General features: G+C 70.2%; 15 protein-coding genes. All 15 read left to right on the top strand.

The features are described from left to right. Positions 1–53 precede the first annotated feature (53 nt). The 15 genes from DEI96_RS11970 to DEI96_RS11900 all read left to right on the top strand — a co-directional run bounded on the left by DEI96_RS11970 (position 54) and on the right by DEI96_RS11900 (position 16,273). Positions 54–1,169, top strand: coding sequence for a mannose-1-phosphate guanylyltransferase (locus DEI96_RS11970; RefSeq protein WP_071244281.1), 1,116 nt, complete (start codon positions 54–56; stop codon positions 1,167–1,169). Between the two features lie 72 nt (positions 1,170–1,241). After that, positions 1,242–3,164, top strand: a complete 1,923-nt coding sequence (locus DEI96_RS11965; protein ID WP_111022306.1) for an alpha/beta hydrolase — start codon at positions 1,242–1,244, stop codon at positions 3,162–3,164. A gap of 25 nt (positions 3,165–3,189) precedes the next feature. Beyond that, positions 3,190–3,687, top strand: a complete 498-nt coding sequence (locus DEI96_RS11960; RefSeq protein ID WP_111022307.1) for a hypothetical protein — start codon at positions 3,190–3,192, stop codon at positions 3,685–3,687. Between the two features lie 128 nt (positions 3,688–3,815). Continuing rightward, on the top strand, positions 3,816–4,193 hold the full coding sequence (locus tag DEI96_RS11955; protein ID WP_284183604.1) for a hypothetical protein: 378 nt from the start codon (positions 3,816–3,818) through the stop codon (positions 4,191–4,193). Between the two features lie 234 nt (positions 4,194–4,427). Continuing rightward, positions 4,428–5,492 carry a BMP family lipoprotein gene (locus DEI96_RS11950; RefSeq protein ID WP_111022309.1) on the top strand — a complete coding sequence of 355 codons (1,065 nt, stop codon included), beginning with the start codon at positions 4,428–4,430 and terminating at the stop codon, positions 5,490–5,492. A gap of 167 nt (positions 5,493–5,659) precedes the next feature. Beyond that, positions 5,660–7,180 carry an ABC transporter ATP-binding protein gene (locus tag DEI96_RS11945; RefSeq protein ID WP_071406403.1) on the top strand — a complete coding sequence of 507 codons (1,521 nt, stop codon included), beginning with the start codon at positions 5,660–5,662 and terminating at the stop codon, positions 7,178–7,180. A gap of 55 nt (positions 7,181–7,235) precedes the next feature. After that, positions 7,236–8,603 carry an ABC transporter permease gene (locus DEI96_RS11940; protein ID WP_181440439.1) on the top strand — a complete coding sequence of 456 codons (1,368 nt, stop codon included), beginning with the start codon at positions 7,236–7,238 and terminating at the stop codon, positions 8,601–8,603. Further along, complete coding sequence (locus tag DEI96_RS11935) at positions 8,600–9,892, top strand: ABC transporter permease (protein ID WP_111022310.1); 1,293 nt, start codon at positions 8,600–8,602, stop codon at positions 9,890–9,892. Before DEI96_RS11940 ends, DEI96_RS11935 begins: the two co-directional genes overlap by 4 nt. 19 nt (positions 9,893–9,911) lie before the next feature. Then, complete coding sequence (locus tag DEI96_RS11930; protein ID WP_111022311.1) at positions 9,912–10,394, top strand: cytidine deaminase; 483 nt, start codon at positions 9,912–9,914, stop codon at positions 10,392–10,394. A 5-nt stretch (positions 10,395–10,399) separates the two neighbouring features. Next, the gene (locus tag DEI96_RS11925; RefSeq protein ID WP_111022312.1) at positions 10,400–11,698 is read left to right on the top strand and encodes a thymidine phosphorylase; all 1,299 of its coding nucleotides are present in this window, start codon (positions 10,400–10,402) and stop codon (positions 11,696–11,698) included. A 120-nt stretch (positions 11,699–11,818) separates the two neighbouring features. Continuing rightward, a complete protein-coding gene (locus DEI96_RS11920; RefSeq protein WP_111022313.1) occupies positions 11,819–12,931 on the top strand; it encodes an adenosine deaminase in 1,113 nt (370 codons plus the stop codon). A gap of 3 nt (positions 12,932–12,934) precedes the next feature. Then, positions 12,935–13,381: a PTS sugar transporter subunit IIA gene (locus DEI96_RS11915; protein ID WP_071406407.1), complete on the top strand. Its 447-nt coding sequence runs from the start codon at positions 12,935–12,937 to the stop codon at positions 13,379–13,381. Then, positions 13,378–13,656 carry a PTS sugar transporter subunit IIB gene (locus DEI96_RS11910; RefSeq protein ID WP_027466460.1) on the top strand — a complete coding sequence of 93 codons (279 nt, stop codon included), beginning with the start codon at positions 13,378–13,380 and terminating at the stop codon, positions 13,654–13,656. Before DEI96_RS11915 ends, DEI96_RS11910 begins: the two co-directional genes overlap by 4 nt. Positions 13,657–13,757: 101 nt before the next feature. Beyond that, entirely contained in the window at positions 13,758–14,600 is an 843-nt protein-coding gene (locus tag DEI96_RS11905) for a purine-nucleoside phosphorylase (protein ID WP_111022314.1), read from the top strand. Then, positions 14,597–16,273 carry a phospho-sugar mutase gene (locus DEI96_RS11900; RefSeq protein WP_111022315.1) on the top strand — a complete coding sequence of 559 codons (1,677 nt, stop codon included), beginning with the start codon at positions 14,597–14,599 and terminating at the stop codon, positions 16,271–16,273. The genes DEI96_RS11905 and DEI96_RS11900 overlap by 4 nt, the downstream gene beginning before the upstream one ends. The last annotated feature ends 127 nt before the right edge of the window (positions 16,274–16,400 follow it).

Genomic DNA, 16,400 nt, shown 5'->3' with positions numbered 1-16,400 from the left:
AATCGTGCGGAGACCACCCAGGATCCGCCCGGTGGGACCGGTACGGTGAGCGCGTGGCTGACGCTCTCGAAGACTTCTACGCGATCATCCCCGCAGGGGGCATCGGATCGCGCCTGTGGCCGTTGTCGCGCGCGGACGCACCCAAGTTCCTGCACGACCTGACGGGATCCGGCACCTCGCTGCTGCGACAGACCTGGGACCGCCTGGCGCCGCTCGCCGGCGACCAGCGGATCATGGTCGTCACCGGCCGTGCGCACCGTGTCGCGGTGGAGTCGCAGCTGCCCGGCGTCGAGGACCACAACGTGGTGCTCGAGAGCGAACCGAAGGACTCCACGGCGGCCATCGGCCTGGCCGCGGCGATCCTGGTGCGCCGCGAGCCCGATGTCGTCATCGGCTCGTTCGCCGCCGACCACGTCATCGGTGACGCCCGCGGCTTCCGTCGTTCGGTGCGCGAAGCCGTCGCCGTCGCCCGCGCCGGCTACGTCACCACCATCGGCATCACCCCGACGGAACCCGCGATCGGCTTCGGCTACATCAACGCCGACACCGCCGCGCTCGACATCGAGGGTGCCCCGACCGCACACGCGGTGAAGTCGTTCGTCGAGAAGCCGGACCTCGACACCGCCCGCTCGTACGTCGAGCAGGGCAACTACCTCTGGAACGCCGGCATGTTCATCGCGCGCGCCGACGTGCTGCTCGCCGAGATCGGCCGGACGAAGCCCGAGCTGCTCGCGGGCATCAACGAACTCGCCGACGCCTGGGACACCTCGGCGCGCGGCGCCGTCGTCGACGCCGTCTGGCCGATGCTCGAGAAGATCGCCATCGACTACACGGTCGCCGAGCCCGCGGCTGCCGCCGGACGCATGGCGGTCGTCCCCGGTGACTTCGACTGGGACGACGTGGGCGACTTCGCCTCCCTCGCCAAGCTGCAGTCCGGCGGCCGGCCGAACAACCTCGCGGTGCTCGGGGACGGCGCCCGCATCCTGGCGGACTCGTCGAGCGGCATCGTGATCTCGCACAGCCAGCGGCTCATCTCGCTCATCGGCGTCGAGGACATCGTCGTCGTGGACACCCCGGACGCGCTGCTCGTCACCACGAGCGCGAACGCACAGCGGGTCAAGGGCGTCGTGGATGCCCTGAAGATCAGCGGCCGCGGCGACGTCCTGTAGGTTCGAGCGTCGGCCAACCGGCCGGTGATGTTCCAGGTGTAGGGTCGCTGGGGAGCGACGTCGGGGGAGGACATGGCGGACATCGAGTTCGACGCGGGGGACGCGAAGGCGCTGTCGAAGGCGGCACGGTCGGCAGCTGACACCCTGCGGGGCCAGAGTGGGACCCGCTCGGCGTCGGCTGAGGCGGCGCTCGCCGACTTCGCGGGGTCGTACGCGGATCGCTTCAACGACGCGGTTGTGATCGAGGCCGAGGACCGGGGCAGGCTTGTCGGCGTGCTGACCGACCTGGCGTCCGCCCTCGATCGCGCGGTTGAACTCGCCGAGCAGGAGCGCGAGCGTGTGCGGGCGCACGCCGCCTGGAAGCTCCGAGACGCCGACCGCCAGCGCGCCGCCAATGAGGCGTTGGCCGGACCGTTCTCCGGCGTCGCGATCGGGGTGTGGGACACGTTCGTGGACCGGGAACCCTCGGATGACCCACTTCGTCCACCCGTCGTCGACGCCGAGTTCCGTGGACGCGAGCGTGCGCGGTACGGGAACGGCGCGAGCGGGGGCAAGAGCTCCGCTGATCCGGCGGCGTTACGGGGCTTCGTGTCCGCTGTGGCGGGCCTCGACACCGCGGCGTCGGCGGAGGCAACGCGGGTGCGTTCGGCGTGGTCGTCGTTCCGGTCATCGTGCGCCTGGGTGCAGGTCGACCGTGGCAGCATGCCGGTCGGATTCGAGCGGTACGTGGCCGAGAACGACGAAGACAGGTCCTGGATCACGAAGACTGCTCAGGCATTCGAAGATGCTGGTGGCGGCGGTGCGCTGTCCGACGCAGTGCTCGACATCGCAGCCATGGGGCGGGAGGCACCCGCTGTCCAGAGACTGCTGGCTGATCACCTGACGCCGGCCCAGGTCGCCGCGAGGTGGGCTTCGCTCGGTCTGACCAAGTCTGACGCCGACGCCCTCCGAGCGTTGCCGACGTCGGTGTTGTCCGAGCTCGGCAACCTGGAGGGAATCCCGTACTGGGCGCGGAGCACCGCCAACGTCGTGGTGCTGAACCAGCGGCTGGGCGACGTCGAGCTCGAGATCGAGACGCTGCAGGGCCGGGTCGCCTCCGCTGGGGAAGGCGCGAGCGCGATGGCTCGGCGGCTGGCGTCGCTTCAAGAAGAGATGAAGTCGTTGCGGAACATCAACGCGACGATGGCGAAGGCGGGCACGGACAGCCCTCGGTACCTCATCGCGCTCACCGACGACCAGCCGCCGTTGGCCGCCGTCTCGATCGGAGATCTCGACACGGCCGACTCCGTGACGTGGGCGGTACCCGGGATGGACACCACGACCGCGGACATGAGTTCGTGGACCTCGGCAGCGCAGAACATCTACGACGAGCAGTTGCGTCGTGGCGACCCTGCTGGTCGAGCGGTGATCGCCTGGATCGGGTATGACGCTCCGAACCCAGCGGACGTCTTGCTCATGGGGAAGGCCGAGCGGGGTGGCGAGAACCTCGCCGCGTCGATCCGAGGGCTGGACGCCGTGCGTGCGGGGCGGATGCCGGAGACGAACATCGTCGGGCACTCCTACGGCACGACAACAGCGGCGGTTGCCCTGTCGAAGAGGGGCGTCCACGTCGACCGGTTCGTGGCACTCGGTTCGGCGGGTTTGCCAGACGAGGTCACTTCGGCGAACGATCTGCACGCTGGACGCGTCTACGCGTCGCAGGCCAAGGATGCGCCGGTGGGACAGACCGGCAAGGGCGACGAGTGGGCTTCCTTCGGACGAGATCACAGCGTCGGGCATCGCGTAGACCCCACGTCGGAAGCGTTCGATGCGACGGTGTTCGGCGCCGACGGCACGACGACGAAGGGTGGCGAGAAGTTGAACTCGGTCTTGCATCACGACCCGCTGAACAGCGACCGACGGGGGTATCTCGACCGCGGCACCGAGACGCTGCACAACGTCGGACTCGCGATCAATGGTCGCGATGACGAACTGACTGCGGCCCGAGCCAGATGAACGCACGGAACGACTGAGGAGAACGATGATCGTCGCAACGCCCGTCCGGAGCGTGGCAGGGTGCGCTCTCGCATTCGTGATGGTGATCGCGGTGCTCGCCGGTTGCGCCCGGCACCCAGAGGAGAGGAAGGCGTACGTGGACCCTGATACCGCGAAACAGCAGATGATCGACGCCATCGACGACGTCACTGGACGTCTGGGCGGCGAGTGGAAGGCGCGAACTGGGCCCGACTACGCCGAGAGTTGCAGCTTGTCCGGCGGGGAGAAGGGGGCGCACTGGGTGTACCTCACCGGCCGGACTTCCAAGGTCGGTTCGGAGGACCCGGAACCGGACGCGAAGGAGACGCTCGACCGCTGGGAATCCCAGGGCATGGAAGTCGAGCGTTGGGCTGACCCCGACGGGCCCGCGATCGTCGGCCGCGGCGGTGGCTCGATCGACTCCATCAACCTGTACGCGTTTCCGGGCCACTACACCGTTGAAGCCATCTCGCTCTGTTTCCCGGGTGACGCCGACAGCTTGTGACACACCGACGTGACGTGGGATGCGGCTTTGTCGGCTCCGTGCTCCTGGTCGGCATGCTGCTGGTGGGGCCGACCGGTTGCGCCGCGCAGAGGACCGGCACCGGTTCATCTGAGCGGGCGGAGCGCCAGGTGAGTGAGAACGCCGCGAAGCGACAGATGGTCGAAGCGGTCGATGACGCAACAGCGCGACTCGGCGGTGAATGGAAAGCACGCACCGGGCCGGACTACGCGGAAGGCTGCGTTCTCGCGGACGGCGAGCGAGGTGCACACTGGCGCTACCTCACCGGGAGCACGCTGGCCGGGAGACCCGACGCCGACGCCGCCCGGATGACGGAGCACTGGGAAGGTCAGGGGATGCGGGTCACCCAGCGTGATTCGAGCGACGGGCCCGCCATCTTCGGCGACGGCGCAGGGAAGATCACCTCGATCAGCGTCTACGCATACTCGGGGAACTACACCGTCCAGGCCGTCTCGCTGTGCTTCCCGGGTGACCCCGACGAACTCTGACCTCCAGAGATCCGCTCTCCCGGCGACATCCTGTAGCGCTCCACCGACAAACCCCTCGAACTGGGGGTGCGTGGGTTGCCCCGCGTTACGGGCGCGTTTCGGCGGGGTCGCGATCCCGTAACCGATCCGCAGGACCCCCGCAACGGGTCCTGTACCGACCCGACGGTCGTGTACTGTCGCCACGATCGCCCGGAACGCACGTGGTCCGGGCACGCTCCCCGGAGGAACCAACCCGTGACATCTCGTACCCGACAGGTCGTCCTCAGCGGCCTCGCGCTCGCCGGCACCGTCGCCGTCCTGGCCGGCTGTGCCTCGGCGCCGTCCACCACCGACACGGCGAAGAAGACCGACTTCCGCCCCTGCATGGTCTCCGACGCCGGTGGGTTCGACGACAAGTCGTTCAACCAGCTCGGCTACGAGGGCATGAAGGACGCCGCCAAGGAACTCGGTGCCACCTACAAGGAGGCCGAGTCGAAGGACGCCACCGTCTACGACTCGAACATCGAGCAGCTCATCGGCCAGAACTGCAACCTCGTCGTGACCGTCGGCTTCAACCTGGCCGACGCCACGAAGAAGCAGGCCGCTGCGAACCCCGACACCGACTTCGCGATCATCGACGACAACTCGATCGACGCGAAGAACGTCAAGCCGATCACGTTCGACACCTCGCAGGCGGCGTTCCTCGCCGGCTACGCGGCGGCGTCCTACTCGAAGACCGGCGTCGTCGGCACCTTCGGTGGCATGCAGATCCCGACCGTCACCATCTTCATGGACGGCTTCGCGGACGGCGTGAAGTACTACAACGAGCAGAAGGACAAGGACGTCAAGGTCGTCGGCTGGAACGTCGACACCGGCAAGGGCTCCTTCACCGGTGGCTTCGAGGCCGGCACGCAGGCCAAGTCGGTCGCGCAGACGCTCCTCGACCAGGACGCCGACGTGATCCTGCCCGTCGGTGGCCCGATCTACCAGTCCGCTGCCGAGGCCATCAAGGACGCCGACAACGGCTCCGTCCTGATCGGTGCGGACAGCGACCTCTACGAGGCCGACCCCCGCTACAAGGACATCGCCTTCACCTCGGTCGAGAAGGGCATGCGCCCGGCCGTGAAGGACGTCGTCGAGCAGGCGGCTGACGACAAGTTCTCGAAGGACCCGTACGTGGGCACCCTCGAGAACGACGGCGTCGGCATCGCGCCGTTCCACGACTTCGAGTCCAAGGTCGACAAGGGCCTGCAGGGCGAGCTCGACGACGTGAAGGCCGGCATCATCGACGGCTCGATCAAGGTCAAGACCCAGTCCTGACCCGATGAACGCGGGCGGGGGAGCATCCCTCGCCCGCGTTCTCGTGCGCCCGGGTGGCGCACACCACATCGTGCGCCCGGCGGCGCACACCACATCGTGCATCCGCGGGCTGCACGCGACACCGTGCGCCCGCGTGGCGCGCGCGAGACAGAAATAGACTCCCGAACATGAAGCTCGAACTCCGCGGCATCACCAAGCGGTTCGGCGCCCTGGTCGCCAACGACCACATCTCGCTCACCGTCGAGCCGGGTGAGGTCCACTGCCTCCTGGGTGAGAACGGCGCCGGCAAATCCACCCTGATGAACGTCCTGTACGGCCTGTACGACGCCGACGAGGGCGAGATCCTGCTCGACGACGTGGTGCAGGACTTCGACGGCCCCGGTGACGCCATGCGCGCCGGCATCGGCATGGTGCACCAGCACTTCATGCTCGTGCCCGTGTTCACCGTCGCCGAGAACGTCATGCTGGGGCAGGAGCAGACCACCTTCGGCGGGCGGCTCGACCTGGCCGGTGCCCGCAAGCGCGTGCAGGAGATCTCCGACCGCTTCGGGTTCGACGTCGACCCCGATGCCAAGGTCGAGGACCTGCCCGTCGGTGTGCAGCAGCGCGTCGAGATCATCAAGGCGCTGTCCCGCGACGCCTCCGTGCTGGTGTTCGACGAGCCGACGGCCGTCCTCACCCCGCAGGAGACCGACGAGCTGATGGGCATCATGCGCCAGCTCCGCGAGGCCGGCACCGCGATCGTCTTCATCACCCACAAGCTCCGCGAGGTGCGCGAGGTCGCCGACCGCATCACGGTCATCCGTCTCGGCAAGGTCGTCGGCGAGGCATCGCCGACCGCCACGAACAACGAGCTGGCCGCGCTGATGGTCGGCCGTGCCGTCTCGCTCGTGGTCGACAAGGCTCCCGCGACCGGTGGCGCGGACGCCCTGGTCGTCGAGAACCTGACCGTGACCGACCCGTCCGGCATCGTGCTCGTCGACGACGTCTCCTTCACGGTGCGCCGCGGCGAGGTCCTGGCGATCGCCGGGGTGCAGGGCAACGGGCAGACCGAGCTCACCGAGGCGATCATCGGTCTCGAGCCCGCCCATGCTGGCCGCATCACCCTCGACGGCAAGGAACTCACCGGTCGGAGCGTCAAGCAGGTGCTCGACGCCGGCGTCGGCTTCGTCCCCGAGGACCGCAAGGAGGACGGCCTGGTCGGCGAGTTCACGATCGCCGAGAACCTGATGCTCGACCGGGCCGACCACGCCGAGTTCGTCCGCGCCGGCACGATCCGCTCGGCCGAGCGTGACGCCTTCGCCGACGAGAAGATCGCCGAGTTCGACATCCGGACGCCGGGTCGCACCACCGCGGCCGGTCGGCTGTCCGGTGGCAACCAGCAGAAGATCGTCCTGGCGCGCGAACTGAGCCGTGAGCTGCGGCTGTTCGTCGCCGCGCAGCCCACCCGCGGCATCGACGTCGGCTCGATCGAGTTCGTCCACAAGCGCATCGTCGCCACCCGCGACACCGGTGTGCCGGTCATCGTCGTCTCCACCGAGCTCGACGAGGTCGTGGCCCTGGCCGACCGGATCGCCGTGATGTACCGCGGCGGCATCGTCGGCATCGTCCCCGCGACCACCCCCCGTGACGTCCTCGGCCTCATGATGGCCGGGGAGATCCCCGAAGGAACGGAGCTGGCCGCATGACCGGTTCGGCCGGCGAGATCCAAGCCACACCCACGACCGGAACGGAGCTGGCAGCGTGACCACCCCACCGCCAGACAACACGCAGCAGCCGACCCCGGCTGCGCAAGGCACCGCGGACGCCCCGCTCACCGACGACCGTCTGCAGGTGGTCGAGTCGACCCCGCACCTGATGACGGACTCGGCAGAGGACACCGAGCGCCGCAACGGAGCCGGTGGTGACCGCTGGCAGGCCGCCCTGCAGGGGATCCTGAACGGCTCCGTGCTCGTCACGGTGCTCGCCGTCGTCCTCGCGCTGGTCGCGTGCGGCATCCTCATCGCGGTGACGGACGAGAACGTCCGTGCGACCGCCGGCTACTTCTTCGCCCGCCCCACCGACATGCTCCAGGCGATCGGCACCGCGGTCGGCGGCGCCTACGCCTCGCTGTTCCAGGGCTCGGTGTTCAACTTCGGCGCGGACTCCTTCCAGCAGGCGATCGGGCCGCTCACGCGCTCCGTCGACTACTCGGTGCCGCTCATCGCCGCCGGGCTCGGGATCGCGCTGTCCTTCCGCGCCGGACTGTTCAACATCGGCGGCCAGGGCCAGATCCTGATGGGCGCCGCTGCCGCCGGCTGGGTCGGGTTCTCGTTCGACGGCCCCGCCGCGATCCACATCCCGCTCACGATCCTCGCCGGCATCGTCGGCGGCGCGGTCTGGGGCGGCATCGTCGGGGTGCTCAAGGCCCGGACGGGTGCGAACGAGGTGGTCGTCACGATCATGCTCAACTACGTCGCGCTCTACCTGGTCAGCTACCTGCTCCGCACCCCGGGCCTGCTGCAGGCCCCGGGCAGCAGCAACCCGATCTCGCCCGCCACGAAGGACAGCGCGCTCCTGCCGCAGCTCTTCGGCGTGGGGTACGGCGTGGACCTCGGGTTCATCGTCGCGATCATCGCGGTCGTCATCGTCTGGTGGCTCGTCAACAAGTCGTCGCTCGGCTTCCGGTTCCGCACCATCGGTGAGAACCCCCGTGCCGCCCGTGTGGCCGGCATGAGCGTTCCGTCGCTGACCATCTGGGTCATGGTCATCTCCGGTGCCCTGGTCGGCATCGCCGGCGCCTACCAGGTGCAGGGCGCCGTCACCACGGGCTTCACCTCGGGCATCGACGCCGGCATCGGCTTCGACGCCATCACCGTGGCCCTGCTCGGCCGTTCGAAGCCGTGGGGCGTGTTCTGGGCGGCGATCCTGTTCGGCGTGCTGAAGAACGGTGGCTACGCCATGCAGGCCGCCAACGGCATCCCGATCGACATCGTCGGCGTCATCCAGGCCCTCATCGTCCTCTTCATCGCGGCGCCGCCGCTCGTCCGCGCGATCTTCCGGATCCCGCAGCCGGGTGCACGCAAGCGCACGAAGACGAGCAAGAACAGCAAGAAGGCGGTCGCCGCATGAGCACCCTCAGCCCCACCGCGGCCGCGCCGCGCATGCCCCTGGACGGCCGCCCGGTCGAGACGACCCGCAGCTGGAAGCTCCCGATCGGGTACGGCGTGTTCACGCTGCTCGCGCTCGTGCTGTTCGGCTTCGGACACCGCCCCGGAACCGCGACGCTCCGCCTGGCCTCGAAGGGCGACTTCTTCGCGCTGCCGAACCTCCCGCTGCCGGCGACGGCCACCGGGATCGTCGTCACCGTGCTGCTCGCGCTCGCCACGGTGTACGCGATCGTCGAGACCCGTGCCTCCCGTCGTGTGCCGCTCTGGGTGACCTCGGTGTTCGCGATCGTCTTCGTGGTCGGCTTCCTCGCGTGGGCGGTCGCCGGCGACTCGATCACCATCCCCGGCATGCTCTTCGGTGCGCTCGGCCTCGCGGTCCCGCTCGTCTTCGGTGCACTCGGTGGCGTGATCTCCGAGCGGGTCGGCGTGGTGAACATCGCGATCGAGGGCCAGTTCCTCGCCGGTGCGTTCACCTCGGCGCTCATCGCCTCGCTCACCGGGTCGCCCTGGGTCGGTCTCGTCGGTGCCCTCGTCGCGGGTGTGCTCGTGTCGTTCGTCCTCGCGGCGTTCAGCATCAAGTACCTGGTCGACCAGGTCATCGTCGGTGTCGTCATCAACGCCTTCATCTCGGGCCTGACCGGCTTCCTGTACTCGCAGGTGCTGTCCCCGAACCAGCAGACGCTCAACATCGGCATCCGGTTCCCGAAGTTCGAGGTCCCGGTGCTCCACCAGATCCCGATCATCGGACCGATCTTCTTCGAGCAGTCGGTCGTCGTCTACCTGGCCTACGTCGCCGTCGCGGTCGTCACCTTCGGCCTGTTCAAGACCCGCTGGGGTCTGCGACTCCGCGCCGTCGGCGAGCACCCGCAGGCCGCCGACACGGTGGGCATCAACGTCACGAGCACCCGGTTCTGGAACGTCTCGCTCGCCGGTGCGATCGCGGGCCTCGGCGGGGCGTACTTCACGCTCGACGCCACCGGCGGCTTCACGAAGGACATGACCGCGGGCGCGGGCTACATCGCCCTGGCCGCCGTGATCTTCGGCCGCTGGGACCCGATCAAGGCAACGCTCGCCGCCCTGCTGTTCGGCTTCGCGTCGAACCTGCAGAACACGCTCAGCGCGGTCGGCTCGCCCGTGCCGAGCGAGTTCCTGCTGATGCTGCCGTACGTGGTGACGATCTTCGCCGTGGCCGGCCTGGTCGGGCAGTCACGCGGCCCCGCTGCGTCCGGCAAGCCCTACATCAAGAGCTGACGGCCTGGAGGCACGACACATGACCGACGCACACGCTGCAGGTGACCAGACGGTCACCGCCACCGACCCGACGGACGCCGCCACGGGCCTCCCGGCCGACGACGTGGACTGGGGCGTCCTGCGGGACGCCGCCACGGCCGCGATGCGGCGCGCCTACGCGCCGTACTCGTCGTTCCCGGTGGGCGCCGCGGCGCTCACCGACGACGGCCGGATCGTCTCCGGCTGCAACATCGAGAACGCGAGCTACGGGGTGACGCTCTGCGCCGAGTGCTCGCTCGTGTCGCAGCTGCACATGACCGGCGGCGGCAAGCTCGTCGCGTTCACGTGCGTCGACGGCGACGGGGCGACCCTGATGCCGTGCGGGCGCTGCCGCCAGCTGCTGTTCGAGCACTCCGCCGAGGGCATGCTCCTCGAGACGCTCTCCGGCATCCGCACCATCGACGAGGTCCTGCCGGACGCCTTCGGGCCGCGGACCCTCGCCACCTACCAGCAGGAGCACTGATCCACATGGCCGTCGAGCCGTTCGACACCGTCGACCTCATCCGTACGAAGCGCTCCGGCGGGGCCCTCAGCACCGCCGAGGTGGACTGGCTCGTCGACGCGTACACCCGCGGCTACGTCGAGGACCCGCAGATGGCCGCGATGGCGATGGCGATCTTCCTGAACGGGATGGAGCGGCGCGAGATCAAGGACCTCACGCTCGCGATGATCGCGTCGGGGGAGCGGATGTCGTTCTCGTCGCTCGGCAAGACGACCGTGGACAAGCACTCCACCGGTGGCGTCGGCGACAAGATCACGCTGCCGCTCGCACCCCTGGTGGCGTCGTTCGGCGTCGCCGTGCCGCAGCTGTCCGGCCGCGGACTCGGGCACACCGGCGGCACGCTCGACAAGCTCGAGTCGATCCCCGGGTGGCAGGCGTCCATCTCGAACGACCGCATGATGCAGGTGCTGCAAGACGTCGGCGCGGTGATCTGCGCCGCCGGGTCCGGCCTGGCACCCGCGGACAAGAAGCTCTACGCGCTCCGCGACATCACCGGCACGGTCGAGTGCATCCCGCTCATCGCGTCGAGCATCATGTCGAAGAAGATCGCCGAGGGCACCGGTGCGCTCGTGCTCGACGTCAAGTTCGGGTCCGGCGCGTTCATGCCGACCTACGAGGCGTCCCGGGAGCTCGCGCAGACCATGGTCGACCTCGGCAACGACGCCGGGGTCGCGACCTCGGCGCTGCTGACCGACATGGAGGTCCCGCTCGGGCTGACGATCGGCAACGCGCTCGAGGTGCGGGAGTCGGTCGAGGTGCTCGCCGGCGGCGGCCCCGCCGACGTCGTCGAGCTGACCGTGGCACTCGCGACCGAGATGCTCACGCTGGCCGGACTGCCCGACGCCGACCCGGCCGCGGCGCTCACGGACGGCCGCGCCATGGACACCTGGCGTCGGATGATCGAGGCGCAGGGCGGGGACCCCTCCGCCGCGCTGCCCGTCGCCCGCGAACAGCACGTCGTCACCGCGCCGACGTCGGGGGTCCTCACGCAGCAGGACGCGCTGCCGTTCGGGGTCTCGGCCTGGCGGCTCGGGGCCGGTCGTGCCCGCGCGCAGGACCCGGTGCAGGCCGGTGCGGGCATCGAGCTCCACGTCAAGCCGGGGGACACCGTGACCGAGGGCCAGCCGCTCTGGACGCTGCACTCCGACGACGCGTCGCGGATCCCGCGCGCGCTGGAGTCGCTCGAGGGTGCGTGGACCATCGGCCCGGCGAGTTCCGCTGCCGCGGCACGCGGGCCGATCGTGCGCGAGCGCATCGGGTCCTGAACCCGGCCACCCGACGAACCGGAGGCTCCCTGCACACCTGTGGGGAGCCTCCAGTGTCTTCCGTCGTGGGTTGTGCACAGGTGCCTGCGCGGCGGCGGTGACCACCGATAGCCTGGGGGCATGAGCGCCGACGCCCCGACCTACCGCCTGCCCGACGCCGGGGCGGTCATCAACGACCTGCCGAAGGTCTCGCTGCACGACCACCTCGACGGCGGCCTGCGTCCCGCGACCATCATCGAGCTCGCGGCCTCGGCGGGTGTGTCGCTCCCCACCACCGACCCGGCCGAGCTCGGGCAGTGGTTCGCCGACCAGTCGAACTCCGGCTCCCTGGTCGAGTACCTGAAGACGTTCGACGTCACCACGTCGGTGATGCAGACCGCGCCGCAGCTCACCCGGATCGCCCGCGAGTTCGTCGAGGACCTGGTCGCCGACGGCGTCGTCTACGGCGAGGTCCGCTGGGCGCCGGAGCAGCACCTGCAGGGCGGGCTGACCCTCGACCAGACGGTGGAGGCCGTGCAGGCCGGCATCGAGGAAGCCGTCGACGCCGCCGGTGGGCGCATCCGCGTCGGCCAGCTCGTCACCGCGATGCGGCACGCCGACCGGTCGCTCGAGATCGCCGAGCTCGCCGTCCGCCATCGTGACGCCGGGGTCGTCGGCTTCGACATCGCCGGTGCCGAAGCCGGGTTCCCCGCCTCGAACCACCGCGCCGCCTTCGACTACCTGGCGTCCGAACTGTTCCCCGTCACCGTGCACGCGGGCGAGGCCGACGGGCTCGCCTCCATCCGGTCCGCCCTGGTCGACGGCCGGGCGCTCCGCCTCGGGCACGGCGTCCGCATCTTCGAGGACGTCGCCCTGTCCGACGCCGGGGACGGCTCGACGCTGGCCTCCCTGGGCGAGGTCGCCTCGTGGGTCCGTGACCGCGAGATCCCGCTCGAGGTCTCGCCGTCCTCCAACCTGCAGACCGGGGCGATCGCCGCGTGGGGCGACGACCTCGCCGACCACCCGTTCGACGTGCTCTACCAGCTCGGCTTCCGCGTCACGGTGAACACCGACAACCGCCTGATGAGCGGGACCTCGCTGTCGAAGGAGCTCGCACTGCTCGCCGGCACGTTCGGGTACGACCTCGACGACCTGGCGGCGTTCCAGATCAACGCCGCGCTCGGGTCGTTCCTGCCGCTCGAGGACCGCGAGGAGATCATCGCCACCATCACGGCCGGGTACCAGGAGGCCTGACGCATGGGACTGCCACCGCTGCCGGACACCGCCGTCCTCCTCGGTGCGGACGCGCCCGCGTGGCGTGACGCGATGCGCCTGGTCGGCGGTGCGCTCGTCGCTTCGGGCGCCACCACCGACGAGTACACCGACGCCATGATCGGCATGGTCGAGGAGCACGGGCCGTACATCGTCATCTCGCCGGGGCTCGCGTTCGCGCACGCCCGGCCGGGTGGTGCCGTCGTGCGGGACGGACTCGCGATCGTGACGCTCGCGACGCCGGTGGCGTTCGGCCACCCGCACAACGACCCCGTCCGTGTGGTGCTCGGGCTCGCGGTGGCCGAGGTCGGCACCCACCTGGAGTCGATCGGCGAGATCGCGAACCTGTTCAACGACGCCACCGTGACCGGGCGGATCGCGGCGGCGACCACGGCGGACGAGGTCCGCACGATCATGGGGGTCTCCGCGTGAAGATCGTGACCATCTGCGGCGCCGGCATCGGGTCGAGCGGCATCCTCAAGGTGAACGCCGAGAAGGCGCTCGACGCCCTCGGGCTGTCGGCGTCGGTCGTCGCGGCGGACGTCGCGTCCGTGCGGGACGTCTCCGACGACGCGAACGTGATCCTGACGAGTCAGGAGTTCGTCGAGGCGATCGGCGACACCTACGCCGAGGTCATCGTCATCGCGAACCACTTCGACCAGGGCGAGATCACGGCGGCGGTGGACCGGGCGCTCGGCGAGCACTGAGGCGGGTGCGGTGGCGGCCGCTGCGGCGGGCGCTGCGGCGGGCGCTGCGGCGGGCGCTGCGGCGGGCGCTGCGGCGGGCGTCCGCCCTTTAGAGTTGGGGCATGAGCACCGAGAACCCGCTGAACGACCCCGCTGCCGACCCGTTCGAGGTCGCGCGGGCCGCCGCCGCCGTCATCGCCGAACAGTCCGGCATCGAGCGGCACGACATCGCCCTGACCCTCGGGTCGGGCTGGGGCAAGGCCGCCGACATCATCGGTGAGACCGTGTCCGAGATCCCGGCCGCGCAGGTCCCCGGGTTCAGCGCCTCGGCCGTCCCCGGACACTCCGGCACCATCCGGTCGATCCGTCTCGCCGACGGCCGCCACGCGCTCGTCATCGGTGCCCGCACCCACTACTACGAGGGCCACGGGGTCCGTCGGGTCGTGCACAGCGTCCGCACGGCCGCGGCGAGCGGTGCCTCGATCATGGTGCTGACCAACGGTGCCGGCGGCATCAAGGAGCACTGGACCCCGGGCACCCCGGTGCTCATCAGCGACCACATCAACCTGACCGCGGACAGCCCGCTCGAGGGCGCGACGTTCATCGACCTCACCGACCTGTACTCCGCGCGGCTGCGCGAGCTGGCCCGGACGGTCGACCCGTCGCTCGACGAGGGCGTGTACACGCAGTTCCGCGGCCCGCACTACGAGACCCCGGCCGAGGTCCAGATGGCGAAGACCATCGGCGGACACATCGTCGGCATGTCCACCGCGCTCGAGGCCATCGCGGCCCGTCAGGCCGGTATGGAGGTCCTCGGGTTCTCGCTCATCACGAACCTCGCCGCGGGCATCCAGAAGACCCCGCTGTCGCACACCGAGGTGCTCGAGGCCGGCAAGCAGGCCGAGCCGGTGATCGCCGACCTGCTCGCACGCGTGGTCGCCGCACTCGGGCAGCCGACGTCGTGAAGCTCGACCTCGACCAGGTGCTCGGCACCGCGCGGGCCTGGCTGGCGCAGGACCCCGACCCCGAGACCCGCGACGAGCTGGCCGCGGCGATCGACGCGGCGGCCGACGGTGACGGTCCCGCTGCCCGGGCGCTCGCCGAGCGCTTCGACGGCCGGCTGCAGTTCGGCACCGCCGGACTCCGCGCGGAGCTCGGCTGGGGCCCGCTGCGGATGAACCGGGTCGTCGTGACCCAGGCCGCTGCGGGGCTCGCACGGTTCCTCATCGACACCGGGCGCTCGCGCAGCGTCGTGATCGGGTACGACGGCCGGGTGAACTCGGACGTCTTCGCACGTGACTCGGCCGAGGTCATGCGTGGCCTCGGCCTCGAGGTCACCCTGCTGCCCGCGGCCCTGCCGACGCCGGTGCTCGCGTTCGCCGTCCGGCACCTCGACGTCGGCGCGGGCGTCATGGTCACCGCGAGCCACAACCCGCCGCGGGACAACGGGTACAAGGTCTACCTCGGTCAGGACGACGACGGCTCGCAGATCGTGCCGCCCGTCGACGGCGAGATCGCGGACGCCATCGACGCCGTCGCTGCGGGGTCCGTCACCGACCTGCCGCGCGGCCTGGACTACACCGTCGCGACGTCGGCTCTGGTCGACGCCTACGTGGCCGCCACGGCCGCGATCGTGCCCGCTCCGGTACTCGGGGTCGACGAGCAGCCGAAGGTCGTCTACACGGCCATGCACGGCGTCGGGTGGGAGACCGCTCGCGCGGTGTTCGTCGCCGCCGGGTTCGCGTCACCGACCGTGGTGCCGGAGCAGATCGAGCCGGACGGAGCATTCCCGACGGTCTCCTTCCCGAACCCGGAAGAGCCCGGCGCGATGGACCTGGCGATCGCCCGTGGTCTCGCCGTCGGCGCCGACCTGGTGATCGCGAACGACCCCGACGCCGACCGGCTCGCACTCGCGATCCCGACGGCCGCGGACGCCGGTGCGCCGTCCTACCGCCGGCTGTCGGGCAACGAGGTCGGCTGGCTGCTCGGGTGGCGTGCCGCTGCACGGGCGTCCGAGTCGGGCGCGACCGGCACGCTCGCCGCGTCGATCGTCTCGTCGCCGGCGTTGGCCCGGGTGGCTGCGCGCCACGGGCTGGAGTACCGCGACACCCTGACCGGCTTCAAGTGGGTCTCGCGGGTGCCCGAGCTGCTGTTCGGCTACGAAGAGGCCCTGGGTTACCTGGTCGACCCGTCGGTCGTGCGCGACAAGGACGGCATCTCGGCTGCGCTCGAACTGCTGTCCCTCGCCGACGAGCTCGCCGCGTCCGGCTCGACCATCGCCGATCACCTCGAGGCCTTCGCCGCCGAGTTCGGCGCGTTCGCGTCGGGGCAGGTGGCGACCCGCGTCGACGACCTGTCGCGCATCGGCGAGATCATGGCGTCGCTCCGGTCCACGCCACCGTCGACGCTCGGCGGGCTCGACGTCCACACGGTGACGGACTACGCCGACGGGGTGGCGGGTTTCCCGCCCTCGGACATCCTGCGCTACGACCTGTCCGGCGACGCCCGGGTGATCGTCCGCCCGAGCGGGACCGAGCCCAAGGTGAAGGTGTACATCGACACCGTCGCGGACACCCCCGCCGAGGCCCAGCGCCTGGTCGACGCCCTCGCCGACGCGGTGCGCCCCTTGGTGTCGTAGGGCGCGGTCCGCCCGAACCAGGTTCCGGACACAGCACCGCGCATCTTCGCGGTGCTGTGTCCATTCCGCAGTGTCGCGTAAGCCCGGTACCGCTCCACAATGGCAACGGGTCGGCTGGTTCTCCACA

Source organism: Curtobacterium sp. MCLR17_031 (assembly GCF_003234775.2).
Classification (GTDB): domain Bacteria; phylum Actinomycetota; class Actinomycetes; order Actinomycetales; family Microbacteriaceae; genus Curtobacterium; species Curtobacterium flaccumfaciens.
Note: the sequence above shows the minus strand (reverse complement) of the source record. Positions and strands in the feature narration are given on the sequence as shown.

Bases quoted from the DNA above. Each gene is read 5' to 3' on its own strand.
- DEI96_RS11965 (WP_111022306.1), top strand. From the start codon at position 1,242: ATGGCGGACATCGAGTTCGACGCGGGGGACGCGAAGGCGCTGTCGAAG.
- DEI96_RS11960 (WP_111022307.1), top strand. From the start codon at position 3,190: ATGATCGTCGCAACGCCCGTCCGGAGCGTGGCAGGGTGCGCTCTCGCA.
- DEI96_RS11945 (WP_071406403.1), top strand. From the start codon at position 5,660: ATGAAGCTCGAACTCCGCGGCATCACCAAGCGGTTCGGCGCCCTGGTC.
- DEI96_RS11935 (WP_111022310.1), top strand. From the start codon at position 8,600: ATGAGCACCCTCAGCCCCACCGCGGCCGCGCCGCGCATGCCCCTGGAC.
- DEI96_RS11930 (WP_111022311.1), top strand. From the start codon at position 9,912: ATGACCGACGCACACGCTGCAGGTGACCAGACGGTCACCGCCACCGAC.
- DEI96_RS11925 (WP_111022312.1), top strand. From the start codon at position 10,400: ATGGCCGTCGAGCCGTTCGACACCGTCGACCTCATCCGTACGAAGCGC.
- DEI96_RS11920 (WP_111022313.1), top strand. From the start codon at position 11,819: ATGAGCGCCGACGCCCCGACCTACCGCCTGCCCGACGCCGGGGCGGTC.
- DEI96_RS11915 (WP_071406407.1), top strand. From the start codon at position 12,935: ATGGGACTGCCACCGCTGCCGGACACCGCCGTCCTCCTCGGTGCGGAC.
- DEI96_RS11905 (WP_111022314.1), top strand. From the start codon at position 13,758: ATGAGCACCGAGAACCCGCTGAACGACCCCGCTGCCGACCCGTTCGAG.